Raw genomic sequence first — 24,284 nt, forward strand, 5'->3', positions numbered from 1 at the left:
TAGGCCGGATACGGCGTCATGCCGCCATCCGGCATTAATCTGTTACGCCGTCCGGCGCACAAACTCTTTCACTTTAAAGCCCAGCACCGCGAGCGCAGCGAAGTAAGCAGCAATACCTGCCACCACAACGGCCATCAGACGCAGCAGACGCCATAACATCGTTCCCTGCGACCAGTCCGGCATGATGTAGAGCATCCCAACCAGCGCCGCCGACATCACCAGCACAGAAATCACCAGTCGCGCCAGGAACCAGGCCCAACCCGGTTGTGGGGTAAAAATTTTCTGTTTACGCAGTTGCCAGTACAGCAGTGAAGCGTTCAGACACGCCGCCAGACCAATCGACAGCGACAGCCCTGCATGTTTCAGCGGCCCAATAAATGCCAGGTTCATTACCTGGGTCATAATCAGCGTGACAATGGCAATCTTGACTGGCGTTTTAATATCCTGGCGCGAATAAAAACCAGGGGCCAACACTTTCACCACGATCAAGCCAATCAAACCTACCGAATATGCCACCAGCGCGCGCTGCGTCATCGCTGCGTCAAAGGCGGTAAATTTACCGTACTGGAACAGAGAAACCGTCAGCGGTTTGGCCAGAATCCCCAACGCCACGGCGCTCGGTAATGCCAACAGAAAACACAAACGCAGGCCCCAGTCCATCAGACGGCAATACTCATCATGATTACCGCTGGAAAAACTTTTGGATAGCGAGGGCAGCAGGATAGTCCCCAACGCGACACCAAGTACGCCAGACGGAAACTCCATCAGACGGTCAGCATAATACATCCATGACACTGAGCCAGAGGCCAGAAATGAAGCGAAAATCGTATTGATGATCAGTGAAATCTGGCTGACAGATACCCCAAGGATCGCCGGGCCCATTTGCTTGACGACGCGCATCGCCCCCGCATCACGGAAGTTCACGCGCGGCAGCACCAGCATGCCAATTTTCTTCAGGTGCGGAAGCTGATAAATCAGCTGTAGCACGCCGCCAACGGTAACGGCCCACGCCAGCGCCAGCACCGGAGGGTGAAAATAAGGCGCAGCAAACAGCGCGAAACCGATCATGCTGATATTCAGAAAGGTCGGCGCAAACGCCGGAATGGAAAAGCGATTCCAGGTATTCAGGATCGCACCCACCAGCGAAGCCAGCGAGATCAGCAGAATATATGGAAAGGTGATCCGTAGCAGTTGAGTGGTCAGCGCAAATTTGTCCGCGGTGTCGGCAAACCCAGGCGCGGTGACTAAAATCACCCATGGGGCAGCCAGCATCCCGGCGACCGTCACCACGGCCAGCGCCAGGGTCAACAGCCCGGAAACGTAAGAGACAAAGACGCGGGTCGCATCCTCCCCCTGCTTACTTTTATATTCGGCAAGAATAGGCACAAACGCCTGCGAAAAAGCGCCCTCAGCAAAGATTCGGCGCAGCAGGTTAGGAAGTTTGAATGCCACAAAAAAGGCATCAGTCGCCATCCCTGCGCCAAAGATTCTGGCGACAATCGCATCACGCGCAAAACCCAGCACACGTGAAAACATCGTCATCGAGCTGACGGCTGCCAGCGACTTTAATAAATTCATCTATGTTGTATTCCAGACTCTGAGGCAAAACCCCGACAAACCTGCCCGTAGGTCGGATAAGGCATGATCGCCGCCATCCGGCACTTTTGCTGTGCCTGATGGCGACGCCGTAGCGTCTTATCAGGCCGACAAACCAGCCTATGGTTGAAAAGAGGTGTTATTTTTGAGTTGGCATATAGTACCTGGATTACAATGAATTACTACCGCCAGATGTTACAGGGGGTTATTCAGCCATCGCCTCCCGCCACAGCTTTTCGACAACGCGCTGGGCCAGGAGCGCCTGCTCACCTGCCGTCTGGGGAACCGTCTGATTTTGCACGCACTCAATGAAATGACGTGCGCATCCGGCAAAACCACGCTGTTCCAGGGTAGTTTGCCAGCCTGCTACCGGCTTGTGCACCACACCTTGCCCGCGCTCTTCCCGCCATTCCCGCATATCCGTAACGTCAATCAGGCCACCATCCGTCACCGCCTGCACGCTCTCGCGCTGGCTACCGGCGCGGCGATGCATACTGGTCGTTATCTGCATTTGCCCGGCAGAAAAATGGTGCTCCGCATAGAGCATCGCGCCGGAGTCATTGGTTAACAGCGTACCGTTATTTAACTGCGCTTTCTCTCCCGCCAGCCACAATGCGGTATCGACAACGTGCAGATAGTCGTCCAGCAAAGTGAAGCGCAGATCGTGCGGCCCGACGCTGTCCGTCCGGTGCTTATCCATGCGTACGGACGCCGCATTGCCCAACTGGGATTTGAGATCCTGATACAGCGGCGCAAATCGACGGTTAAACCCCACCATCAGCGTCAGCTTTTTCCTCTCGGCCAGCTCCACCAATTGTTCAGCCTCGCGCAGGTTTTCCGCCAGCGGTTTATCCACGCACACGTGAACCCCGGCATTCAGCAGTTCGCTGACCACCGCATAGTGCGTTGCGGTACTGGAATGGACGAAAACCGCATCGCAGGTTTGCGCCAGATTAACCAGTGAATCAACGTAAGGTATCCGCCAGGTATCACAGATACGCTGCGCTTTTTCCCTCGAAGGTGAAAATGCCCCTTCCAGCGTCCAGTCTGCACTAGCGCCCAGCACGGGCAGCCAGGCCTTTTGCGCAATCCCGCCGAGCCCGACAACGCCGATACGTAATTTATTCACATCAGTCTCCCAGGTGCGCCAGCAAGGAATCAAGCCGCTGCTTAAGCTCCGCGACGTCTGTTTCCAGCGCGTCAACGCGCGCCTGTAGATCGCCCGAAGCTGCCGGAAGTTCATCTGTGGTGGCCATCGCTTCATCAACGTCACCGCAAAACAGGTGCATATAACGGCTTTCACGTTTGCCCGGCTCACGCGCCAGGCGAACGACATAAGGACCATCTTCCCGGGTTGCCAGTTTCTCCAGTGTCGACTCTACTTCGGCCATGTCGCTGAATTCGTACATCCGGGAGGCGCGGCTACGCAGTTCACCAGGTGTTTGAGCGCCGCGCAGCAACAGCGTGGTAATGAGCGCGACTTCCCCCGCGCTGAGCTTAAGATTGCCAAACTCAGAGTTGCAGAAACGCTGCTCATATTTCGTGACGCGATTACCAAAGCCACTCACCGTACGCAGGAAATGCCGTTTCACCAGGTTATCAAGCTGATCCTGCACGTCGGATTCCGACAGGTTCATCACGGGTTCACGATTCGTTTTTTGATTGCAGGCGGTTACGACTCCGTTAACGGAGAGCGGATACTGTTCAGGTGTAGTCACTTGTTTTTCTAATAAACAGCCAATCACCCGTGCTTCGGTGGCGGTTAATTCGTATTTCATCGTCTTCTCCATTAATCATGGCTGCATCTGAAACTTAGCGGCCGGGGGTCCATTCTGATGTGGTCAACGCCGTCAGCACGTGATCGCGCCACTGCCCGTCAATCAGCAGGTAGTCTTTGGCATACCCTTCTTTTTCAAAACCCAGTCGCGCCAGCAGGTCACCGCTGCGTTTATTATGTGGCATGTAGTTAGCCATAATGCGGTGAATATGCTGCGTGCGCTGCATATAGCGGATGGCCGAGGTTAAGGCTTCATACATCAGCCCCTGCCCCTGCCACTTCTGTGCAATGGAGTAACCGAGATAACAGGCGTGGAAAGATCCCCGCACGACGTTCGAGAAGTTCGCGACGCCAATAATCTCTTTTTCTTCCGGATCGAGCAGCGCAAAGTAATAAGCTGTGCCCTGTTTATGAAACTCAGAGATCATGCTCAGACGCGCCTGCCAGCCTGACGGATAACAGTGGCTTTCATCGCGAATAGGTTCCCAGGGTTTTAAGAAATGACGATTTTCTGCGTAATAATCTGCCAGACGCCAGGCATCACGCTCATGCACTAAACGCACGACCAGGCGGTCCGTGGTTAAGCGCACTTTTGGCACGTTACTGCGATAGCCAAACATTCTATACCTACTCCTTCCCGTAACGTCTTCAATACGCTATTCGCATTACTATACCTGCGCAAATACGCCCTGTGAAAAGAGCAAAATGCCATTTTTTGAATTATTCACACATTTTGATGAAAACTCTCTATCAAGACGGACTTTTGATAAAAAAATATTGTCCCGCGAAGGGTGGGAAAAGCGATGACGACACCGCAGAATAGGAGGTGCTTATCTTTTAAACTCTATCCAGAGTGACGAGTTTTTCCCTGGAGGGGAAATGTCGCAAGTCTCGCAGGCAAGGAACCTGGGTAAATACTTCCTTCTTATCGATAACATGCTGGTCGTGCTGGGTTTCTTCGTCGTTTTCCCGCTGATCTCAATTCGTTTCGTCGATCAAATGGGCTGGGCCGCCGTGATGGTCGGTATCGCGCTTGGATTACGTCAATTTATCCAGCAAGGTTTAGGTATCTTCGGCGGTGCTATTGCTGACCGTTTCGGGGCAAAACCGATGATCGTCACCGGCATGCTGATGCGCGCTGCCGGATTCGCCACCATGGGCATTGCCCATGAACCGTGGCTGCTATGGTTTTCCTGCTTTCTTTCCGGGCTGGGCGGCACGTTGTTCGACCCTCCCCGCTCGGCGCTGGTGGTCAAACTGATCCGTCCGGAAAAGCGCGGGCGTTTTTTCTCTATTCTGATGATGCAGGATAGCGCCGGGGCAGTGGTTGGTGCGTTGCTCGGCAGTTGGTTATTGCAATACGATTTCCGTCTGGTGTGTGCCACCGGCGCAATTTTGTTCGTTCTGTGCGCGGCGTTTAACGCCTGGCTACTTCCGGCATGGAAGCTGTCGACGGTGAAAATTCCGGTGCGCGAAGGAATGAGCCATGTGATGCATGACAAGCGCTTTGTCACTTATGTGCTGACGCTGGCGGGCTATTACATGCTGGCGGTACAAGTGATGCTGATGCTGCCAATAATGGTAAACGACATCGCTGGCTCACCGGCCGCAGTGAAATGGATGTATGCCATCGAGGCGTGCCTCTCTTTAACGTTGCTCTACCCGATTGCCCGCTGGAGTGAAAAACGCTTTCGCCTTGAGCATCGCCTGATGGCCGGTCTGCTGGTGATGTCTTTCAGCATGATGCCCATCGGCCTGGTCGGGAATTTGCAGCAGTTGTTCACCCTGATATGCACGTTCTATATTGGCTCAATCATCGCCGAACCGGCGCGTGAAACCCTGAGCGCCTCGCTGGCGAATGCACGTGCCCGGGGAAGCTATATGGGTTTCAGTCGACTGGGACTCGCCATCGGCGGCGCCATTGGTTATATCGGCGGCGGCTGGCTGTTTGACATGGGTAAAGCCCTGGCACAACCGGAGCTGCCCTGGATGATGCTCGGTATTATCGGCTTCATCACTTTCCTGGCGCTGGGCTGGCAATTCAGTCTCAAACGCCCAACGCGTGGTATGCTGGAGCCTGACGCCTGATAGCCAATCTGGCGTACGTGCTTTTTTCAGTTTTTTCTGCTGTTACCCGCAGCGCTGGTGCTCGATGATGCTTTGTGTCACGATTACACCACAAGCATCATGTTGAGGAACCCCATGAAAAAGTTTTTTTTTGCCGCTGCACTAATTGTCAGCGGCCTGTTGGTTGGTTGTAATCAACTCACGCAATACACGGTTAGCGAGCAAGAGATTAATCAGGCCCTGGCGAAGAATAATAACTTTTCAAAAGATATCGGTTTGCCTGGCGTCGCTGAAGCACATATCGTATTGAACAACCTCGCCAGCCAGATAGGCCGTGAAGAACCCAATAAAGTGACGCTGACCGGAGACGCCAACCTGGACATGAACTCCCTGTTTGGCAGTCAGAAAGCGACCATGAAGCTGAAGCTAAAAGCCTTACCGGTTTTCAATAAAGAAAAAGGCGCGATTTATCTGCAAGAAATGGAAGTCGTGGACGCTACCGTCACGCCGGAAAAAATGCAGTCGGTACTGCAAACGCTGATGCCTTATTTAAATCAGTCGCTGCGCAACTATTTCAACCAGCAGCCAGCGTACATTCTGCGGGATGACAGCAGCCAGGGGGAAGCGCTGGCGAAAAAACTGGCGAAAGGCATTGAGGTGAAACCGGGAGAAATCATTATCCCGTTCACCGACTAATATGACAGAGGGCGCCGATGCGCCCTTTTTTTTCGTGCAAACGAAAACGTTTCCGCTTATCCTTTGTTTCCGGCAAAAAAGACTATCCTCAGCCGGAGCATATTGATGACTGCACCATCCCAGGTTTTAAAGATCCGCCGCCCAGACGACTGGCATCTTCACTTTCGCGATGGCGACATGTTAAAAACTGTCGTGCCCTATACCAGCGAAGTTTATGGCCGCGCCATTGTCATGCCGAACCTGGCTCCGCCCGTCACCACGGTGGACGCGGCTATCGCTTACCGCCAGCGAATTCTTGACGCGGTACCTGCCGGACACGACTTCACGCCATTAATGACCTGCTACTTAACGGATACGCTGGATCCCAATGAGCTAGAACGTGGATTCAACGAAGGCGTGTTCACCGCCGCAAAACTCTATCCGGCCAATGCCACCACCAACTCGACGCATGGCGTAACCTCTATTGATGCCATCATGCCAGTGCTGGAACGGATGGAAAAATTGGGTATGCCTCTGCTGGTGCACGGCGAAGTGACGCATGCGGATATCGATATTTTCGATCGCGAGGCGCGCTTTATTGAGACGGTAATGGAACCACTGCGTCAGCGTTTAACTGCGCTGAAAGTGGTGTTCGAACATATCACGACTAAAGATGCTGCCGAATACGTGCGCGACGGCAATGACCTTCTGGCGGCGACCATTACGCCGCAGCACCTGATGTTTAACCGCAACCACATGCTGGTCGGCGGGATTCGCCCTCATCTGTACTGCCTGCCGATCCTCAAACGTAACGTCCATCAACAGGCGCTGCGTGAGCTGGTCGCCAGCGGGTTTAACCGCGCCTTCCTCGGTACCGACTCAGCGCCGCATGCGCGTCATCGCAAAGAGTCAAGCTGTGGCTGTGCGGGCTGCTTTAATGCGCCGACCGCACTGGGCAGTTATGCCACCGTGTTTGAAGAGATGAATGCGCTGGACCATTTTGAAGCCTTCTGCTCACTCAATGGCCCACAGTTCTACGGTTTGCCGGTGAATGAAACCTTTATTGAGCTGGAACGCGTGGAGCACAAAGTCCCGGAGAGCATTGCGCTGCAAGATGATACGCTGGTGCCTTTCCTGGGTGGCGAAACGGTACACTGGTCCGTGAAAAGCTAAAAAAAGTGTAGCCAACTGGTGAGAATAACTGTATAAATAAACAGTATATTCCACAGGGGGCTACTATGCGTATTGAAGTCACTATTGCCAAAACTTCACCTTTACCTGCTGGTGCAATTGACGCGCTGGCAGGTGAACTCTCCCGCCGTATTCAGCACCATTTTCCGGATAACGAAGGTAACGTTACCGTCCGTTATGCCGGCGCAAACAATCTGTCGGTTATTGGTGCCACCAAAGAGGATAAAGAACGCATCAGCGAGATCCTCCAGGAGACCTGGGAAAGCGCGGATGACTGGTTCATCAATGAATAAATAATGATATGCAGTGATGTTTGTTTGCCGGGTCGCCCCGGCTTTTTTATACACACCATCTTTTAATCAATAGTTCATTCCTTCTGGCAAACTGATATTTTAATAATAAATTCCTGTCTATCTTTTAACCACAACACCAAAATAATTGTGCAACATGCTTAAAAAAAATGAATAACATGTCGGTTTGTTAGTCAGATAACGCTGAAAACGAAAATTTTATGTGCTTACCTCTTTAAATTTTCAATGAATACCCTTATTTATTGATATACTGAAGTTGCTTCAGAAAAAACGCATTGAACCTCGAAAACCGTTGTCTAGTAACACGAATTAGGGGGCATGATGGAAAAGAATAATGAAGTCATTCAGACTCATCCGTTAGTAGGATGGGACATCAGCACTGTTGATAGCTACGATGCGCTGATGCTGCGTTTGCACTACCAGACCCCGAATCGTCCAGACCCGGATGGGACTGAAGTTGGTCAAACGCTCTGGTTAACCACTGATGTTGCCAGGCAATTTATTTCGATATTAGAAGCAGGAATCGCTAAAATTGAATCCGGCGATTACCAGGTAAATGAGTATCAGCGACATTAAATCTGATACATCCAACCATCAAAAGGCACCTTTCCGGTGCCTTTCTTATTTCCAGGTTGAATATTCCGGGTCACTTATTTACCCTGCTACTATCGCGATTGCAGAGAGAAGCGGATGAAATACGACTTAATCATAATTGGCAGCGGTTCCGTGGGCGCCGCAGCCGGATACTATGCCACTCGCGCCGGTCTGAAGGTTCTGATGATCGATGCGCATATGCCACCGCATCAGCAGGGAAGCCACCACGGCGACACTCGATTAATTCGTCATGCCTATGGCGAAGGTGAAAAATATGTTCCGCTGGTGCTGCGTGCGCAAACATTATGGGATGAATTATCCACCCAAAATGAAGAGCCGATTTTTGTGCGCTCTGGTGTCATCAACCTTGGTCCGGCAGATTCAACCTTCTTAGCGACCGCAGCGCAAAGCGCAAAACAGTGGCAACTCAATGTTGAACAACTGGATGCAGCAGCCATTATGGCGCGCTGGCCAGAGATTCGCGTACCTGAAAACTATATCGGTCTGTTTGAAGCGGAATCTGGTTTTTTACGTAGTGAGTTAGCGATTAAAACCTGGATCCGTCTGGCGGAAGAAGCAGGCTGTGCGCAGCTATTTAAATGCCCGGTCAGCGCAATTCGTCATAGTGATGATGGCGTCACGGTAGAAACCGCCGATGGTGACTATCACGCGCAAAAAGCGATGATCAGCGCCGGAACCTGGGTACAGGCATTAGTCCCTGAACTACCGATACAACCGGTACGCAAAGTGTTCGCCTGGTATCAAGCCGATGGGCGTTACAGCGTTAAGAATAACTTCCCTGCCTTCACCGGGGAGCTACCAAATGGCGATCAATTCTACGGTTTCCCGGCAGAAAACGACGAGCTAAAAATTGGTAAGCACAATGGCGGACAGGTAATTCATTCGGCAGAAGAGCGCAAGCCGTTTGCCGCTGTAGCCAGCGATGGTTCTGAAGCCTTCCCATTCCTGCGCACAATACTGCCAGGCGTGGGTTGCTGTCTGCACGGTGCGTCCTGCACCTATGATAACTCACCAGATGAAGACTTTATTATTGATACTCTACCGGAGCATGACAACACGCTGATCATCACCGGGCTGAGCGGACATGGCTTTAAGTTTGCCTCCGTCCTCGGAGAGATTGCGGCAGACTTCGCCCAGGACAAATCGTCTGACTTTGACCTGACGCCCTTCAGGCTAAGTCGTTTTAAGCGATAATAAATGAATGGCCTCGTTGGTGAGGCCATTTTTAATGACAGGAATAACGTTGATGCGCCGCATCTTTCACTATCTGGTTAATAATATTCGCGAGCATCTTATGCTCTACATTATTTTATGGTCGCTGCTGGCAATTATGGATGTGATATATATTATGTTTTTCTGAATCCGCAACACTGACACTAATTGACATAAACTGATATTAACTTAATTTTCATTGCAATTAACTGAACAAGAAAAATACCTTACCCCCTGAAACCAAGCCTTAATGTCATCCACCCCTACTAATTCCTTGATGATTACTTCACAATTCAATCAATTTTATTGAATCAAAAACAAATATCACCATTATTGTTATTTATTAGTTGCATTAATGTCTTTTACGCGCCATTTTCATTCACTTCTGAAATATCTAACGGTGCACTTATGCAATTCAATAATACTCCACAACGCTATGGCGTGGTGTCTGCCACTTTACACTGGCTGATTGCGATTGCTGTATATGGCATGTTTGCGCTGGGATTGTGGATGGTCACACTCAGCTATTACGACGGCTGGTATCACCAGGCCCCTGAACTGCATAAAAGCATCGGCGTTGTGCTCATAATGGGGCTGGTTATCCGCGTCGTCTGGCGGTTGATCTCCCCTCCTCCTCCTGCGCTGGCAAGTTATTCCCGTTTCACCCGCATCGCGGCGGCACTGGGTCACCTCGCGCTATACACATTGCTCTTTTCAATTGTCATCAGCGGGTATTTGATTTCCACCGCTGATGGCAAAGCGATAAGCGTATTTGGTTGGTTCGACATTCCTGCCACCCTTGCCAATGCGGGCGCTCAGGCCGACCTCGCCGGTAGTCTGCACCTGTGGCTTGCGTGGACCGTGGTGATTTTATCGCTTCTGCACGGACTGATGGCCCTGAAACATCACTTTATCGATAACGACGATACCCTGAATCGCATGTTGGGAAAATCGTCATCTGACTATGGAGCTTAAAATGAAAAAAAACCTGCTGGGACTTACACTCGCCTCTCTGTTATTCACCTCCGGGTCAGCCGTGGCGGCAGATTACAAAATTGACAAAGAAGGACAGCATGCCTTTGTTAATTTCCGTATTCAGCACCTGGGTTACAGTTGGCTGTACGGCACATTTAAAGATTTCGACGGGACTTTTACCTTTGATGAGAAAAATCCCGCAGCCGATAAGGTTAACGTCACCATCAACACCAACAGCGTTGACACCAATCACGCCGAACGCGACAAGCACCTGCGCAGCGCAGATTTCCTTAACGTGGCCAAATTCCCGCAGGCGACCTTTAGCTCTACCAGCGTGAAGAAAGAGGGGAACGACCTGGATATCACCGGTAATCTCACCCTGAACGGCGTCACTAAACCGGTTACGCTGGATGCGAAGCTGATCGGTCAGGGCGGCGATCCGTGGGGTGGCACGCGTGCAGGTTTTGAAGCAGAAGGTAAAATTAAGTTGAAGGACTTCAACATCACCACCGATCTCGGCCCGGCGTCTCAGGAAGTCGATCTGATCATCTCAGTGGAAGGTGTCCAACAGAAGTAACGTATGAGTTGCCGGATGGGGCTAAAGCCGCCATCCGGCATGATGACTATTTCGCAGGGTCCGGAATACCCAGTTTGGTATTCAGACGACCGCGTGACTTATTAAATATTTTGTTGCCATTTTCACGTCCGGCGCGAAGACGACGTTGCTCTTCTTCCGGCAACTTACTCTCTTCGCTACACAACTCGCTACAGCAGCCGTTATACTTCTGCGCGCAGGCCGGACACTGGATAAACAACAGATGGCAGCCATCATTTTTGCAATTAGTATGGCTGTCGCACGCCGTTCCGCACTGATGGCAATGCGCAATAACATCTTCAGAAATCCTTTCGCCCATACGCTCATCAAAAACGAAGTTTTTACCGACAAAACGCACAGGAAGCCCCTGTTCACGCGCCTTGCGGGCATATTCAATAATACCGCCCTCAATGTGCCAGACTTTGCTAAATCCGTTGTGTTTCATCCAGGCGCTGGCTTTCTCACAACGGATCCCGCCTGTGCAATACATAACGATTTTTTTATCTTTATGCGCCTGCATCATTTCAACGGCTTTCGGTAACTGGTCGCGGAACGTGTCTGCCGGGATTTCTAGCGCATTCTCGAAATGGCCCACTTCATATTCATAGTGGTTGCGCATATCAATGAATACCGCGTCAGGATCGTCCAGCATGGCGTTTACTTCCGCCGCCTTCAGGTAATCACCTACGTTGCTGGCGTCAAATTGCGGATCGTCAATGCCATCCGCCACGATGCGCTCACGCACTTTCATGCGCAGCACCCAGAACGATTTACCATCATCATCCAGCGCGATATTCAGACGTAACCCGGCGAATGCGGGATCAAACGCATAAAGCTGCTGGCGGAATGCCTCGACGTTGCTTTGCGGTACGCTGATTTGCGCATTGATTCCTTCATGGGCAAGATAAACGCGCCCGAAGACGTTCAATGCAGTGAACATCTGGTACAGCGCATCACGCGTGTGCTGAGGATTGGCGATGGTGAAATATTTATAGAATGAGATCGTCGTGCGCGGCTCGGTCTCAGCCAACATTTTGGCTTTGAGCGCATCGTTCGAAATGCGGTTGTGTAACACTGGCATGGTGTACGTATCCTGCAAATAGGGAGAAAATGAAAATCGGCGGCATAATAAAGCAAACACCGCCAATTTACATCCACACATTTTACGCTACATTTCTTACTCCAATATAAAAGTGCAACAACAATTGCTGGTTTAATCACCGTTCTCCCGTCACAAATTTTTGATATGCGCGAAAAAATGCGACAATACAGGCAATTGGTCGTTTGAAGACAGGATAGACATGACGAATTTACCCAAGTTTTCGGCTGCGTTACTGCATCCACGTTATTGGTTAACCTGGCTGGGCATTGGCATCCTTTGGTTAATCGTGCAGTTACCCTACCCGGTTCTTTACAAGTTGGGCTGCGCATTAGGTCGTCTGGCATTACGTTTGATGAAACGTCGGGCAAAAATTGTTTCCCGTAATCTGGAACTGTGCTTCCCGCAAATGAGCGAGCAGGAACGCCAGCAGATGGTAGTCAAGAACTTCGAGTCCGTGGGCATGGGCGTGATGGAAACCGGAATGGCCTGGTTTTGGTCTGACAAGCGCATTTCACGCTGGACGGAAGTTATCGGGATGGAACATATCCGCGACGTTCAGGCGCAAAAGCGGGGAATTTTGTTAGTGGGTCTGCACTTTCTGACCCTTGAACTGGGTGCGCGTCAGTTTGGTTTGCAGGAGCCGGGGATAGGTGTATATCGCCCTAACGACAACCCACTGCTCGACTGGCTACAAACATGGGGCCGTATGCGCTCTAATAAATCCATGCTCGATCGTAAAGACCTGAAAGGAATGATTAAAGCGTTGAAAAAAGGCGAAGTGGTCTGGTATGCGCCGGATCATGACTACGGTCCCCGCGCCAGCGTATTTGTCCCGCTTTTTGCTGTTGAACAGGCCGCAACAACCTCCGGGACCTGGATGCTTTCACGCATGTCGAATTCCTGCCTGGTACCGTTTGTTCCCCGCCGCAAACCTGACGGTAAAGGTTATCAATTGATTATGCTGCCTCCGGAGTGTTCACCGCCGTTAGACAACGCGGAGACTACGGCAGCGTGGATGAATAAGATTGTTGAGCAATGCATCATGATGGCCCCGGAGCAGTACATGTGGCTACACCGTCGTTTCAAGACGCGTCCTGAAGGTTCACCTTCCCTGTACTAAAGCACGGTTGCAGTCCTGCGGACTGCAACACCTTCCCTGCCCGCTTTAGGTTTAACTGCTATCCGCATTGCAGCAACTATCTACCAGGCGCATAATTAGCCTGCTTGCTTATATTCAATCGATAGCGCAAACAGCGCGCCACACTGCGGAACGCTATGTCACCCTCAGATGCTCCCATAAACTGGAAACGCAACCTCACCGTTGCCTGGTTGGGTTGTTTTTTAACCGGTGCAGCATTTAGCCTGGTTATGCCCTTTTTGCCCCTCTATGTCGAGAGCCTCGGCGTCACGGGTCATAGCGCCCTGAATATGTGGTCAGGTCTGGTCTTCAGCATCACTTTTCTCTTTTCCGCCATCGCCTCTCCTTTCTGGGGTGGCCTTGCCGATCGCAAAGGGCGAAAAATCATGCTGCTGCGTTCCGCATTGGGTATGGCGATTGTGATGCTGCTGATGGGGCTGGCGCAAAATATCTGGCAGTTCCTGGTCCTGCGTGCCCTGTTGGGTCTGCTCGGCGGTTTCATTCCCAACGCCAATGCACTCATCGCCACCCAGGTTCCGCGCAATAAAAGTGGCTGGGCGCTGGGAACGCTTTCCACCGGCGGCGTCAGCGGCGCGCTGCTCGGACCGTTGGCTGGCGGGCTGCTCGCGGATCAGTACGGACTACGCCCGGTATTTTTCATCACCGCCAGCGTACTGCTGGTCTGTTTTATCCTGACGCTATTTTTTATTCGCGAACGTTTCCAACCGGTGAGCAAGAAAGAGATGCTGCACATTCGCGAAGTCGTGGCCTCGTTAAAAAATCCCAAACTGGTGCTGAGCCTGTTTGTCACAACGCTGATAATCCAGGTGGCAACCGGGTCCATCGCGCCAATTCTGACGCTGTACGTTCGAGAGTTGGCTGGCAACGTCAGTAACATCGCCTTTATTAGCGGGATGATTGCTTCCGTACCGGGTGTGGCTGCGTTAATCAGCGCCCCGCGACTTGGCAAATTAGGTGATCGAATTGGCCCGGAGAAGATCCTGATTGTTGCTCTGGTCATCTCCGTGCTGCTGCTTATTCCAATGTCGTTTGTACAATCGCCCTGGCAACTTGCCGTTCTGCGCTTTTTATTGGGGGCCGCTGACGGCGCTCTGCTCCCGGCTGTACAAACGCTGCTGGTCTATAACTCAACCAATCAGATCGCCGGGCGTATTTTCAGTTATAACCAGTCATTTCGCGATATCGGTAACGTAACGGGGCCGTTAATGGGGGCGGCAATTTCCGCCAACTACGGTTTTCGCGCCGTCTTCTGTGTGACCGCGGGCGTCGTACTGTTTAACGCTTTCTACTCGTGGAATAGTCTGCGCCGTCGCCGGAACACTGAGGCCACGGGATGATTTTTGTGCATTCATACTTGCAATATCGGAGAATCAACTATTATTTCCCTGAATACTTCATTAAATCAAAGGGAGACTCTGATGACCATGTATGCCACGCTGGAAGAAGCCATTGATGCCGCTCGTGAAGAATTTCTGGCTGATAACCCTGACCTTGAGCCCGACGAAGCCAGCGTTCAACAGCTAAGCGTACAAAAATACGTGCTACAGGATGGTGACATTATGTGGCAGGCGGAATTCTTTGCTGATGAGGATGAGGATGAGGGCGAGGGTGAATGCCTGCCAATGCTGAGTGGTGAAGCGGCCCAAAGCGTTTTTGATGGCGACTATGATGAAATTGAGATCCGTCAGGAGTGGCAGGAAGAAAACACGCTTCACGAATGGGATGAAGGTGAATTCCAGCTGGAACCTCCCCTGGATACCGAAGAGGGTCAGACCGCGGCCGATGAATGGGATGAGCGATAGCTACTCGTAAGGTCCGTGGTGAATGTCGAGCGGGAGCAGCAAAGTATCAAACACCAGCGAAAATGGCAGGTCGAGGATGGTGACGTAGCGCCACGCGGAGTCCCGGACATCCCATTGCACGCCAGGATAGTATTGGTTTCCGTGCCCTTGCCCTGGGATAGTTCGGCTAATAATACTGCCGCATCCGCTCAGCAAGCACACCATGATTGCCACTGCCAATATTCGCACCTGATACCTCACGGCTCTTTTATTTAGTATAAAAAAATACCGGCACCAGGCCGGTATTTTCACGTTACATAACGCTTACTTTTTCCTGAGCGCCAGCGGATTCAGGGTCAGTCCCTGGTAGTAATTCACCCACGAAGAATACTTATCAGGTGAATTCCAGACGCGATAGTGCAAACGCGCCATCGTCACCGGATCGCTCAACAGCACCAGACGGCGGTCACGGTTTAGTTTCTCCGGCGTTTCGTTCAGCGCCTGCTCCACATGGCGGTCACGGGCAATCTCAAGCACGTTACTCGCGCGGTGACGTGCAGTCGCCATTGCCGTTGCCAGTGCGTTAAATGACGGGTTAAACACCGCATGCATAAAGCCGTCGTCCAGCGTACGATTGCGGTTCATCACCAGATAGGTATCCGTATCAACCAGCACCTGCGGCGGAGAATACTCTTCCGGGATCAGGAACAGCTTCCAGCGCTTGGTACGTAACCCAACCGTGGAACGGCTGGAAATCACGGAAACAAACGGCGACAGGATCAGCGAGAAGACAATCGGCGCCAGCCAGAACAGGAAACGCAGATCCAGCCAGGCCATACCTACCGCCCACACCAGCCCCAGCAGTAACTGAGAACCGTGACGCATAAATGCTTCACCCCACGGGGTGGAATCGTCATCACGCTGCGGTGAATTCCACACCACTTCCCAACCGAGGAAGGCGCTCACGACGAAGACGGTATGGAACAGCATACGTACCGGCGCCAGCAGCACGGAGAACAGAACCTCCAGCAGCAGCGACAGCGTGACGCGGATAAACCCGCCGTACTCTTTCGTCCCTTTACACCAGATGAGCAAAATACTCAGCAGCTTCGGCAGGAACAGCAGCACCATCGTAGAAGCAAACAGCGCGATCGCCAGTTCAGGACGCCACTGCGGCCATACCGGGAACAGCTGGCGCGGTTGCAGGAAGTACTGTGGTTCCGTCAACGCATGCACCACCTGCAATGCAGTCGATAACGCGAGGAACATAAACCACAGCGGCGCGGACAGATAGGACATAACGCCGGTCAGGAACACTGCACGGTGAACCGGGTGCATCCCCTTCACCAGGAACAGACGGAAGTTCATCAGGTTGCCATGACACCAGCGACGGTCACGCTTGAGTTCATCCAGCAGGTTCGGCGGTAGCTCTTCATAAGAGCCCGGCAGATCGTAAGCAATCCACACGCCCCAGCCGGCACGACGCATCAACGCCGCTTCGACGAAGTCGTGGGAGAGAATCGAACCCGCAAACGAGCCTTCGCCCGGTAACGGCGCAAGCGCACAGTGTTCGATAAACGGCTTCACGCGAATAATCGCGTTATGGCCCCAGTAGTGCGATTCCCCCAATTGCCAGAAGTGAAGTCCAGCGGTAAACAACGGACCATAAACACGGGTCGCAAACTGCTGACAGCGTGCATACAGCGTATCCATACCGGAAGCCTTCGGTGAAGACTGGATAATCCCGGCATTTGGATTCGCTTCCATCAGGCGCACCAGCCCGCTCAGACAGTCACCGCTCATCACGGAATCAGCGTCCAGCACCACCATGTAGCTGTACTGATTTCCCCAGCGACGGCAGAAGTCATCAATGTTACCGCTTTTACGCTTCACGCGACGACGACGACGACGGTAGAAAATCTGCCCTTCGCCTTGCACTTCGGCAATCAGCTCCATCCACGCTTTTTGTTCTGCTACGCAGATATCGGGGTTGTAGCTGTCGCTCAGGATGTAAACATCAAAATGCTCGGCGTTGCCCGTCGCTTTGACCGACTCCCACGTGGCGCGAAGTCCCGCGAATACGCGGTCAACGTCCTCGTTACAGATCGGCATAATCAACGCGGTCCGGTGTTCGGGATTTAACGGCTCGTCCCCAACCGTTGAGGCGGAGATACTGTACTTATCTCGCCCAATCAACAGTTGCAGGAAGCCCATCAGCGCGGTCCAGAATCCTGCTGAAACCCAACAGAAAAGCACGGCAAACAAAATGAGAATGCCGGTCTGGAGCATGTAGGGCAGCAGTTGCATAAAGGAGACCCATAAATCCTGCCCCATCATGTCAACAGGATTAATGAATGCCCACCCCTGATACGGAAGGATCGTCTTCATATACCAGGTTGCGACGACCGTTTGCGCCAGCGTTAAGATCAACAACGTATAGCGGCGGATGGTGCCAACCGTACGCCATTTTTGCTCGCTCTCCTGTTCTTCTTTCGTCAAACGCGAAAGATAACGCGGAGTCACATCGCGCCCGCGCAGGCGATCCCAAAAGCGGCCAACCGGGTTGGTACGCCAGGGATCGGGGAACATAGAGGTACGCGTTGCTTTTGGCATCGCCTGCAGCTGATCGCGCCCCTCATCGTCCTTAACCAACTGCTCTTTGGCCAGAGAATCAGGCCACGCCTGCTCCAGGCGAGCTTTCACCGAACCCTGCGGTGAATCATCTTCGCGCGAGTACGTACGATGCTCGGCATCCAGCGCCTGATGAACGGCGCGGATGTCAGTTTTCGGCAGTGCCGCTTTTTCGATATCCGAAAGCGGCATTGCGTCAATATACTCAGTTGTCTTATTCATTGGCAGGTAACTGGTAGCTCCAGGTTTCACTCAGCGTCTGATCGGCATTGACCAAGGCAGCACGCATTTCAGTGGTTTTCTTCACATCTTTCACTTTCACGCGCAATACCAAACGCCAACCTTTAGTTACCGGGTTGTAGCGCACAGTACTTTCAACGATCTCGCCGTTGTCGCCAATACTGGTTTGCGCGGTAACCGGGGTATCCTGCGGCAGCTTTTTCATATCCGTGCCGGTAAAGTCCACCACAAACGCGATGGTGCCATCAGGCTGACGAATGAGGTTAGACTGTTTTACATCACCGGTAGAACGACGAGTCTGCTGGACCCAGGCGCTATCAGGGGCATGAAGCTTGTCTTCGTCACGCGTGAACGTCAGGGTGTACTTGAAGTTCATCTCTTTACCAGCTTCAGGCAGTTGATCCGGCGTCCAGTACGCAACGATGTTATCGTTCGTTTCATCGTTAGTTGGGATTTCAACTAACTCAATCTTACCTTTACCCCAATCACCTTTTGGCGTGATCCAGGCGCTTGGGCGCAGATCGTAACGATCGTCGATATCTTCAAAACGCGAGAACTGACGGCCACGCTGCAGCAGGCCGAAACCTTGCGGATTTTCCATCGCAAAGCTGCTCACCGCCAGATGTTTCGGGTTATTCAGCGGACGCCAAATCCACTCGCCGTTGCCAGCGTGGATCGACAAACCGTTAGAGTCATGCAGTTCCGGACGATAGTTGGTCGCCGGAGAAGGCTGGTTTGGTCCGTACAGGAACATACTGGTTAACGGTGCCACGCCCAGCTTGCCCACTTTGTCGCGCAGATAAACTTTGGACTGAACATCGACTACCGTGTCACGACCCGGAATGATGACAAAGCGATACGCTCCGGTTGCGCGCGGAGAATCCAGCAAGGCATAAATGGTCAAACGTTTGTCAGTCGGTTTCGGACGCTCGATCCAAAACTCACGGAAGCGGGGAAATTCTTCGCCAGAAGGCAGAGCGGTATCAATCGCGAGACCGCGCGCAGACAGACCGTAGACCTGCCCTGCCCCCAGAACACGGAAATAGCTGGCACCGAGCATGCTGACGATTTCGTCGTTTTTATCTTTGCTGTTGATCGGATACAGCACTTTGAACCCGGCGAAACCGAGATCTTTTACCGTGTCTTTATCATGCTGAACATCGCCAAAATTAAAATAATCCGGGCTGTATTTGATTCTTTTCACCGCTGTAGCGGTAACTTCGTTGATTTTGACCGGCGTGTCGAAGTACATACCCTGGTGGTAGAACTCGAGCTTAAATGGGGTCTTGAGATTGCTCCAGTAGGCTTTATCGCGGTTAAACTGGATCTGCTGATAATCCGCATATTTCATGTCGCGGAAAACGGAGGGCAAGTTACTTTTTGGCGCCTCATAGCCTTTACCGGCTAAGGATTGAGCTTGTTTTGCAACATCATCGATGCTGAACGCCCAGCTCGATGATGTGTACAGCGTTAACATAACTGCTGCACCCAACCAACGCATTTTCATCATTTGTAGTTTATGTTTCATAATTAGTAAGCACTTCCCCCTTTGTGTGCTTATATTGATCCGATCCATTTTAATGGATAATCGGGTATTCCGACAACTGAATCCCTGTATTGTTCGCGCGCTGGCTCATGGTTTAATCAGGTTCAACTACCTGTTTTCACTTTGCGTGCTTATCCTGGAGACAGGTTGTTGGACTTCGTGTAGGGTTGCCCTCGAATGTAACCATTATTCGTCTTAGGGATAAGACGAAAAGTCTGAGAATACATAACTGTCTATGAGCTCTGTATCACCACCACGCGAATATTTTCTTGACTCCATCCGTGCCTGGCTAATGTTGTTAGGGATCCCATTCCATATTTCATTGATTTACTCGACCCACACCTGGCACGTGAACAGCGCGGAACCGTCGTGGTGGTTGACCCTGTTTAACGACTTTATCCATGCTTTTCGCATGCAAGTCTTCTTTGTCATTTCGGGTTATTTTTCCTACATGCTATTTTTGCGCTATCCGCTAAAGCGCTGGTGGAAGGTGCGTGTAGAACGCGTGGGGATCCCGATGCTGACCGCGATTCCATTACTTACGCTGCCGCAATTTATCATGCTGCAATACGTAAAGGGAAAAGCTGACAGTTGGCATACTCTCAGCGGCTACGATAAATACAATGCGCTGGCCTGGGAGCTGATTTCCCATCTGTGGTTTTTACTGGTTCTGGTCGTATTAACGACCGTGAGCATGTGGGTGTTCACCCAGATGAAAAACAGACTGACGCGTAGTGACGCCGCCAGCGCCCCGGCGGTGTCGATGACTAAATTATCGCTGATCTTCATCTTGTTAGGTGTCGGTTACGCTGCCGTCAGAAGGACAATTTTCATCCTCTACCCTTCGATTCTCAGCGATGGCATGTTCAATTTTATCGTTATGCAAACGCTGTTCTATGCGCCATTCTTTATCCTCGGCGCACTGGCGTTTATCAACCCGAATCTGAAAGCGCTGTTTACCACACCGTCACGCGGTTGCACGCTCGGTGCTGCATTCGCATTTGTGGCATACCTGCTCAATCAGCGTTATGGCAACGGCGATGCCTGGATGTATGAAACCGAATATGTCATTACCATGGTCATGGGACTGTGGATGGTGAACGTCGTCTTTTCGTTGGGTCACCGTTTGCTTAATTTCCAGTCTGCCCGCGTGACCTATTTTGTCAACGCGTCGCTGTTTATCTATCTGGTGCACCACCCGTTAACGCTGTTTTTTGGCGCTTACATCACTCCGCATATCACGTCGAATCTGCTGGGTTTTCTCTGCGGTCTGCTGTTTGTGGTTGGGATTGCGGTAATACTGTACGAAATCCATTTACGCATACCGGTGCTGAAGTTTCTCTTTTCGGGTAAACCGCCCGTTAAGCAGGATAAAAACAAGGCCGTAGCCGGCTAGTTTTTCCCTCAATCATTGTGTGGTTCAAAGCAGCCATTCAATGGGTAACACGGACGCCAGCTTTACCAGAACCCGCTTCCAGAATCCTGTGGCGGGTTCTTTTTTCAGGACCTGTTCACTGCCAGAAAGTCGGTCGACCCAATTAATTCTCCCCCAACGGTCAAGACGTAGCTGCCAGGCCATATCACGCTGGCTTTGCATAAACCGTTTATGAATCAATTCGGCCAGCACTTCACTCTCAATCACAAATCCCATTTCCGTATTGAGCAGCGTCGAACGAGGATCAAAATTTAGCGAGCCGATAAACACTTTGCGATCATCAATACTGAACGTTTTCGCATGCAGGCTGGACCCTGAATTACCGGTTAATCCACGATCGTGAACGACCGAGGCGCGATCGCGGGTCGGTTTAAGTTCGTATAATTCTACACCGTAGCGCAGCAGTTTCTTTCGCCAGCGCGCATAGCCCGCATGGACGATCGCCACATCATTCGCCGCCAGTGAATTGGTTAAAATGGCAATCTTGACGCCTTTTCTTACCAGTCGCAGGAGCTGCGCCACACCGGCACGCGTCGGCACAAAGTAGGCAGAAATAATATCAATACGTTCGGTCGGCGAGCCCATTACGTCAAACAAACGCTGCGGTAATAGCGAGTGGCGCGGCGCTTTCCCTTCTCCTTTTGCAGGATCATCGCTCAGCAAACGCGTTTTGGCCCAAATCAGCGGCAGCGATCTTTGATCGAGACTGGACATAAACTGGCTGGTTTCCAGCTTATGCAGATAGCGGCGGGTAATATCATCGTTATACCAGGATTCGGGTAGCTCAATACGCTGCACAGAATCTGGCTCAGACATCTCAAGCACATTTTGTAACGTTGAAACCGAGCGACAGTGCCAGTAACGCTCAAAATCATCTGCCACATCTTTGACAACCGGCCCGATAGCCATGACGTCCAGGTCGGAAAATAGCGGTTGCTCACCCGCGCCAAAATAGGCATCACCAATATTACGCCCACCAACGAGAGTCACCACGCCGTCAGCGGTATAACTTTTATTGTGCATGCGCCGATTAAGCCGGGCAAAATCGGTTAAATAGCCCAGCGCGCGCAGGATGCGAAAGGAAAACGGATTGAAGAGGCGAACTTCTATATTGGGGTGCTTATCTAGCAGACGCAGCGTGTCGTCCAAACCCGGCGTGTTGTTATCATCCAGCAGCAAACGCACCCGTACGCCTCGCTTCGCTGCGGCCAGCAGAACGGAAAATAACAATAGCCCAGACATGTCGTTTTCCCAGATGTAATACTGCACATCCAGGGTACGTTCCGCCATTTCCGTTAACCGATAGCGAGCAGCAAACGCATCCAGGCTGTCATCCAACGCAAGAATGCCGCATTCTCCCGGGTGGTCTTCGCAAAGGGGCGTGATGGCACGCTCAAGTCGCGTCATATCAGTCCGTGTGATCATCGCCTTGTTGTGTTAGCAATCTCTTATAAAGTTGAGCGTTTTCGTCATCAAAGCACACGAAGTATATCTGATCAGGAAGTGCGCGGCGGGTAATAAATTTCAGCACCGTTTTCACCGCTATTTCTGCCGCTGCGGCGCGCGGATAGCCATAAGCCCCGGTGCTAATCGCCGGAAAAGCAATGGAGTGATAACCATTGGCCAGGGCCAGTTGCAGGGTGTTTAAGTAAGCTTCTTCGAGGCGTTCGGCCTCATGATGACCTCCCCCTTGCCAGACGGGTCCTACGGTATGAATGACCGCTTTTGCCGCAAGCGCCCCCGCCAGAGTGATCACCGCATGCCCTGTCGGGCATTCTCCTTGTTGCTGGATAACCTGTTTGCAGGCCTCCAGCAATGCTGGTCCGGCAGCGCGATGGATTGCGCCATCGACGCCACCGCCTCCCAGTAGCGATGAATTCGCCGCATTGACAATCACATCAACAGCGACAGTCGTAATATCGCCATGTAACACATGAACACGTGATTGCATAAGTTCCCCCTGACAAAACACCATTCGTTAAGTGTACAGCAGGGTTTTCCCTTAAATCTCTCTTTTTAACCGTAAGTGTGCATATCTACGCCACAGCGAGTCATTTATATTCAATATTAAGAATCGCCATGTTTTTCTGTTCATTGAGGTAGTGCATTTTGACTGTGGCAATTTCCTGCACATTCTGAGGGGCTGTCGCGAGCTGTTGCGGGTTGTAAAGACTATTCTGGTTGGTGCCGTTGCGGATACATGACAATTCAATTTGCTGCTGCTGTCTGTTAACGTCGCAAGGTGATTCAACTATCGCTCCGCGAAAATGAATAACCCCGCCGGTTGTGATTTGCTGCGCAATTGCAGGGAGGGTTAAAAGAGAAAAAGCACATAAACTGGTACTTAAAATACGCTTTAATAATGTACACATAAGGGTTCCTCAATGATTAGCCATCTTTGAGGGATCGAAATGATCCTTCACCGCTACGATTAACGATCAAATACAAACGCTCACACGCTTCTATATTCATAGAACAGCAGCGCATTCCCAGCCACACCCTTAATGCAAATACAGCAAAAAATTATGGGTGACTGTTTGAGTCAGGCCATTGTTGCGACAGATGCAGAGACTGCCCATCTGAAACGGTAACGATAATTTTGACCGAGTCCTCAGATGAAATATTAAAGCTCAGTTTGGTTAATTCAATCGGTCGATTAGCAGGGACCGAAAGGCTTATTTTCTGCTGCGACTGGCTTTGTCCCCCCTGCCCTTTACGTATGGCAAGGACTTGTACCTCACATACGCACGGTTGGGTTAACGTCACCTGAGGAATAATGGTGTACATATCACCTTGCTGAGTTGTATTGAATGTTATTTGATTTGCCAGCGCGGCAATGAGTAATAGCGTATGCATCATATTCTCCCGAAAAAAAAACAGGGCTCACGCCCTGTTTATTATCAGTCAGAAAACTGAATTAGTGTTGGTTAGCTGTAGCGTTGTTGCCAAAGCCAACTTGCTGAATCAGCACATTGGAGTCAGAAGCGGTCTGATTAACCAACGCACCGTTACGGCCACCGAACTGGGTTACACTAATATCAGCATTTTTAGCATTCCACTGATCGATAGTGGCATTGTTCTGGAAGCCAGTCTGTTTCAGGCTAATGGTACTGTCATCAGCGCCCTGACCAACTACAGCCCCGTTACCGCGCCCCTGTTGTGTGATGGTGACATCTGATTTACGCGCATCACTTTGCAGAGCATTCGCAGCGTTGTTTGACCCATATTGGTAGATACTCAGTGAAGAGTCCGGGCCATAGTTACTACCGCCACCATGATGATTGCCGCCCCATTGCGGAACAACACCAGCCAGAGCACTGCCAGAAACTACGATTGCTGCGAATGCTGCCACTTTTAAAAGTTTCATGGTAAACCC

At 51.5% G+C, this 24,284-nt stretch carries 26 protein-coding genes; 13 read left to right on the forward strand and 13 right to left on the reverse strand.

Features of this window, described 5'->3' with window-relative positions:
• Positions 1-42: 42 nt before the first annotated feature.
• The 4 genes from murJ to rimJ all read right to left on the reverse strand — a co-directional run bounded on the left by murJ (position 43) and on the right by rimJ (position 3,993).
• Entirely contained in the window at positions 43-1,578 is a 1,536-nt protein-coding gene (gene murJ / locus HVZ52_RS13990) for a murein biosynthesis integral membrane protein MurJ (protein WP_016152622.1), read from the reverse strand.
• Between the two features lie 223 nt (positions 1,579-1,801).
• Positions 1,802-2,725 (reverse strand): Gfo/Idh/MocA family oxidoreductase, encoded by a 924-nt coding sequence (locus HVZ52_RS13995; RefSeq protein ID WP_181598356.1) that lies wholly within the window; start codon positions 2,723-2,725, stop codon positions 1,802-1,804.
• A 1-nt stretch (position 2,726) separates the two neighbouring features.
• On the reverse strand, positions 2,727-3,374 hold the full coding sequence (locus HVZ52_RS14000; protein WP_047359336.1) for a YceH family protein: 648 nt from the start codon (positions 3,372-3,374) through the stop codon (positions 2,727-2,729).
• A gap of 34 nt (positions 3,375-3,408) precedes the next feature.
• Positions 3,409-3,993 carry a ribosomal protein S5-alanine N-acetyltransferase gene (gene rimJ / locus HVZ52_RS14005; RefSeq protein WP_006685101.1) on the reverse strand — a complete coding sequence of 195 codons (585 nt, stop codon included), beginning with the start codon at positions 3,991-3,993 and terminating at the stop codon, positions 3,409-3,411.
• A gap of 259 nt (positions 3,994-4,252) precedes the next feature.
• Between rimJ and mdtH the strand changes: the two genes are divergently transcribed.
• The 9 genes from mdtH (at position 4,253) to HVZ52_RS14050 (ending at position 10,996) form a co-directional block, all read left to right on the forward strand.
• Positions 4,253-5,461 carry a multidrug efflux MFS transporter MdtH gene (mdtH, locus tag HVZ52_RS14010; RefSeq protein ID WP_049040972.1) on the forward strand — a complete coding sequence of 403 codons (1,209 nt, stop codon included), beginning with the start codon at positions 4,253-4,255 and terminating at the stop codon, positions 5,459-5,461.
• Between the two features lie 114 nt (positions 5,462-5,575).
• Positions 5,576-6,136, forward strand: a complete 561-nt coding sequence (locus HVZ52_RS14015; protein ID WP_016152618.1) for a lipoprotein — start codon at positions 5,576-5,578, stop codon at positions 6,134-6,136.
• Positions 6,137-6,241: 105 nt separating this feature from the next.
• Entirely contained in the window at positions 6,242-7,288 is a 1,047-nt protein-coding gene (pyrC, locus tag HVZ52_RS14020) for a dihydroorotase (protein WP_047359338.1), read from the forward strand.
• Between the two features lie 65 nt (positions 7,289-7,353).
• Complete coding sequence (gene dinI / locus HVZ52_RS14025) at positions 7,354-7,599, forward strand: DNA damage-inducible protein I (RefSeq protein WP_003036157.1); 246 nt, start codon at positions 7,354-7,356, stop codon at positions 7,597-7,599.
• A 339-nt stretch (positions 7,600-7,938) separates the two neighbouring features.
• Complete coding sequence (gene bssS, locus HVZ52_RS14030; protein ID WP_003036154.1) at positions 7,939-8,193, forward strand: biofilm formation regulator BssS; 255 nt, start codon at positions 7,939-7,941, stop codon at positions 8,191-8,193.
• A 114-nt stretch (positions 8,194-8,307) separates the two neighbouring features.
• The gene (solA, locus tag HVZ52_RS14035; RefSeq protein ID WP_181598357.1) at positions 8,308-9,426 is read left to right on the forward strand and encodes an N-methyl-L-tryptophan oxidase; all 1,119 of its coding nucleotides are present in this window, start codon (positions 8,308-8,310) and stop codon (positions 9,424-9,426) included.
• A gap of 52 nt (positions 9,427-9,478) precedes the next feature.
• On the forward strand, positions 9,479-9,592 hold the full coding sequence (locus HVZ52_RS14040) for a YceO family protein (RefSeq protein ID WP_003036148.1): 114 nt from the start codon (positions 9,479-9,481) through the stop codon (positions 9,590-9,592).
• A 260-nt stretch (positions 9,593-9,852) separates the two neighbouring features.
• Complete coding sequence (locus HVZ52_RS14045; RefSeq protein ID WP_181598358.1) at positions 9,853-10,419, forward strand: cytochrome b; 567 nt, start codon at positions 9,853-9,855, stop codon at positions 10,417-10,419.
• A gap of 1 nt (position 10,420) precedes the next feature.
• Positions 10,421-10,996 (forward strand): YceI family protein, encoded by a 576-nt coding sequence (locus HVZ52_RS14050; RefSeq protein WP_181598359.1) that lies wholly within the window; start codon positions 10,421-10,423, stop codon positions 10,994-10,996.
• A 46-nt stretch (positions 10,997-11,042) separates the two neighbouring features.
• Here HVZ52_RS14050 and HVZ52_RS14055 read toward each other — a convergent pair whose 3' ends face one another.
• Complete coding sequence (locus tag HVZ52_RS14055) at positions 11,043-12,095, reverse strand: rhodanese-related sulfurtransferase (RefSeq protein WP_181598360.1); 1,053 nt, start codon at positions 12,093-12,095, stop codon at positions 11,043-11,045.
• A 220-nt stretch (positions 12,096-12,315) separates the two neighbouring features.
• On the opposite strand from HVZ52_RS14055, the gene HVZ52_RS14060 reads away from it, so the two are divergent.
• The 3 genes from HVZ52_RS14060 to HVZ52_RS14070 all read left to right on the forward strand — a co-directional run bounded on the left by HVZ52_RS14060 (position 12,316) and on the right by HVZ52_RS14070 (position 15,077).
• On the forward strand, positions 12,316-13,236 hold the full coding sequence (locus tag HVZ52_RS14060) for a Kdo(2)-lipid IV(A) acyltransferase (RefSeq protein WP_181598361.1): 921 nt from the start codon (positions 12,316-12,318) through the stop codon (positions 13,234-13,236).
• 155 nt (positions 13,237-13,391) lie between these two features.
• Positions 13,392-14,612 (forward strand): multidrug efflux MFS transporter MdtG, encoded by a 1,221-nt coding sequence (mdtG, locus tag HVZ52_RS14065; RefSeq protein WP_131405795.1) that lies wholly within the window; start codon positions 13,392-13,394, stop codon positions 14,610-14,612.
• Between the two features lie 81 nt (positions 14,613-14,693).
• Positions 14,694-15,077, forward strand: coding sequence for a MysB family protein (locus HVZ52_RS14070; RefSeq protein ID WP_181598362.1), 384 nt, complete (start codon positions 14,694-14,696; stop codon positions 15,075-15,077).
• Here HVZ52_RS14070 and HVZ52_RS14075 read toward each other — a convergent pair whose 3' ends face one another.
• The 3 genes from HVZ52_RS14075 to mdoG form a co-directional block, all read right to left on the reverse strand.
• Positions 15,078-15,305, reverse strand: a complete 228-nt coding sequence (locus HVZ52_RS14075; protein ID WP_016152609.1) for a YceK/YidQ family lipoprotein — start codon at positions 15,303-15,305, stop codon at positions 15,078-15,080.
• Between the two features lie 75 nt (positions 15,306-15,380).
• A complete protein-coding gene (gene mdoH, locus HVZ52_RS14080) occupies positions 15,381-17,909 on the reverse strand; it encodes a glucans biosynthesis glucosyltransferase MdoH (protein ID WP_019076449.1) in 2,529 nt (842 codons plus the stop codon).
• On the reverse strand, positions 17,902-19,437 hold the full coding sequence (gene mdoG, locus HVZ52_RS14085) for a glucans biosynthesis protein MdoG (RefSeq protein WP_085951042.1): 1,536 nt from the start codon (positions 19,435-19,437) through the stop codon (positions 17,902-17,904). The genes mdoH and mdoG overlap by 8 nt, the downstream gene beginning before the upstream one ends.
• Positions 19,438-19,708: 271 nt before the next feature.
• Here mdoG and mdoC point away from each other — a divergent pair, with 271 nt between their 5' ends.
• Positions 19,709-20,869, forward strand: a complete 1,161-nt coding sequence (gene mdoC, locus HVZ52_RS14090; RefSeq protein WP_016152606.1) for a glucans biosynthesis protein MdoC — start codon at positions 19,709-19,711, stop codon at positions 20,867-20,869.
• Between the two features lie 24 nt (positions 20,870-20,893).
• On the opposite strand, the gene HVZ52_RS14095 is transcribed toward mdoC, so the two are convergent.
• The 5 genes from HVZ52_RS14095 to csgA form a co-directional block, all read right to left on the reverse strand.
• Complete coding sequence (locus HVZ52_RS14095) at positions 20,894-22,333, reverse strand: phospholipase D family protein (RefSeq protein ID WP_275943308.1); 1,440 nt, start codon at positions 22,331-22,333, stop codon at positions 20,894-20,896.
• A complete protein-coding gene (gene ymdB / locus HVZ52_RS14100; protein ID WP_016156177.1) occupies positions 22,317-22,859 on the reverse strand; it encodes an O-acetyl-ADP-ribose deacetylase in 543 nt (180 codons plus the stop codon). The genes HVZ52_RS14095 and ymdB overlap by 17 nt, the downstream gene beginning before the upstream one ends.
• A 100-nt stretch (positions 22,860-22,959) precedes the next feature.
• Positions 22,960-23,280: a type 1 fimbrial protein gene (locus tag HVZ52_RS14105; protein WP_016152603.1), complete on the reverse strand. Its 321-nt coding sequence runs from the start codon at positions 23,278-23,280 to the stop codon at positions 22,960-22,962.
• Positions 23,281-23,431: 151 nt separating this feature from the next.
• Positions 23,432-23,764, reverse strand: coding sequence for a curli assembly chaperone CsgC (gene csgC / locus HVZ52_RS14110; RefSeq protein WP_016152602.1), 333 nt, complete (start codon positions 23,762-23,764; stop codon positions 23,432-23,434).
• Positions 23,765-23,825: 61 nt separating this feature from the next.
• On the reverse strand, positions 23,826-24,275 hold the full coding sequence (gene csgA / locus HVZ52_RS14115; protein ID WP_016156176.1) for a curli major subunit CsgA: 450 nt from the start codon (positions 24,273-24,275) through the stop codon (positions 23,826-23,828).
• Positions 24,276-24,284: the final 9 nt, after the last annotated feature.

The organism is Citrobacter sp. RHB36-C18 (assembly GCF_013814485.1).
GTDB classification, from domain to species: Bacteria; Pseudomonadota; Gammaproteobacteria; order Enterobacterales; family Enterobacteriaceae; genus Citrobacter; species Citrobacter braakii.

Coding starts and splice junctions, on each gene's coding strand:
- murJ (WP_016152622.1), bottom strand. CDS start 1,578: ATGAATTTATTAAAGTCGCTGGCAGCCGTCAGCTCGATGACGATGTTT.
- HVZ52_RS14000 (WP_047359336.1), bottom strand. CDS start 3,374: ATGAAATACGAATTAACCGCCACCGAAGCACGGGTGATTGGCTGTTTA.
- rimJ (WP_006685101.1), bottom strand. CDS start 3,993: ATGTTTGGCTATCGCAGTAACGTGCCAAAAGTGCGCTTAACCACGGAC.
- mdtH (WP_049040972.1), top strand. CDS start 4,253: ATGTCGCAAGTCTCGCAGGCAAGGAACCTGGGTAAATACTTCCTTCTT.
- HVZ52_RS14015 (WP_016152618.1), top strand. CDS start 5,576: ATGAAAAAGTTTTTTTTTGCCGCTGCACTAATTGTCAGCGGCCTGTTG.
- pyrC (WP_047359338.1), top strand. CDS start 6,242: ATGACTGCACCATCCCAGGTTTTAAAGATCCGCCGCCCAGACGACTGG.
- dinI (WP_003036157.1), top strand. CDS start 7,354: ATGCGTATTGAAGTCACTATTGCCAAAACTTCACCTTTACCTGCTGGT.
- bssS (WP_003036154.1), top strand. CDS start 7,939: ATGGAAAAGAATAATGAAGTCATTCAGACTCATCCGTTAGTAGGATGG.
- solA (WP_181598357.1), top strand. CDS start 8,308: ATGAAATACGACTTAATCATAATTGGCAGCGGTTCCGTGGGCGCCGCA.
- HVZ52_RS14040 (WP_003036148.1), top strand. CDS start 9,479: ATGCGCCGCATCTTTCACTATCTGGTTAATAATATTCGCGAGCATCTT.
- HVZ52_RS14045 (WP_181598358.1), top strand. CDS start 9,853: ATGCAATTCAATAATACTCCACAACGCTATGGCGTGGTGTCTGCCACT.
- HVZ52_RS14050 (WP_181598359.1), top strand. CDS start 10,421: ATGAAAAAAAACCTGCTGGGACTTACACTCGCCTCTCTGTTATTCACC.
- HVZ52_RS14055 (WP_181598360.1), bottom strand. CDS start 12,095: ATGCCAGTGTTACACAACCGCATTTCGAACGATGCGCTCAAAGCCAAA.
- HVZ52_RS14060 (WP_181598361.1), top strand. CDS start 12,316: ATGACGAATTTACCCAAGTTTTCGGCTGCGTTACTGCATCCACGTTAT.
- mdtG (WP_131405795.1), top strand. CDS start 13,392: ATGTCACCCTCAGATGCTCCCATAAACTGGAAACGCAACCTCACCGTT.
- HVZ52_RS14070 (WP_181598362.1), top strand. CDS start 14,694: ATGACCATGTATGCCACGCTGGAAGAAGCCATTGATGCCGCTCGTGAA.
- mdoH (WP_019076449.1), bottom strand. CDS start 17,909: ATGAATAAGACAACTGAGTATATTGACGCAATGCCGCTTTCGGATATC.
- mdoG (WP_085951042.1), bottom strand. CDS start 19,437: ATGATGAAAATGCGTTGGTTGGGTGCAGCAGTTATGTTAACGCTGTAC.
- mdoC (WP_016152606.1), top strand. CDS start 19,709: ATGAGCTCTGTATCACCACCACGCGAATATTTTCTTGACTCCATCCGT.
- HVZ52_RS14095 (WP_275943308.1), bottom strand. CDS start 22,333: ATGATCACACGGACTGATATGACGCGACTTGAGCGTGCCATCACGCCC.
- ymdB (WP_016156177.1), bottom strand. CDS start 22,859: ATGCAATCACGTGTTCATGTGTTACATGGCGATATTACGACTGTCGCT.
- HVZ52_RS14105 (WP_016152603.1), bottom strand. CDS start 23,280: ATGTGTACATTATTAAAGCGTATTTTAAGTACCAGTTTATGTGCTTTT.
- csgC (WP_016152602.1), bottom strand. CDS start 23,764: ATGCATACGCTATTACTCATTGCCGCGCTGGCAAATCAAATAACATTC.
- csgA (WP_016156176.1), bottom strand. CDS start 24,275: ATGAAACTTTTAAAAGTGGCAGCATTCGCAGCAATCGTAGTTTCTGGC.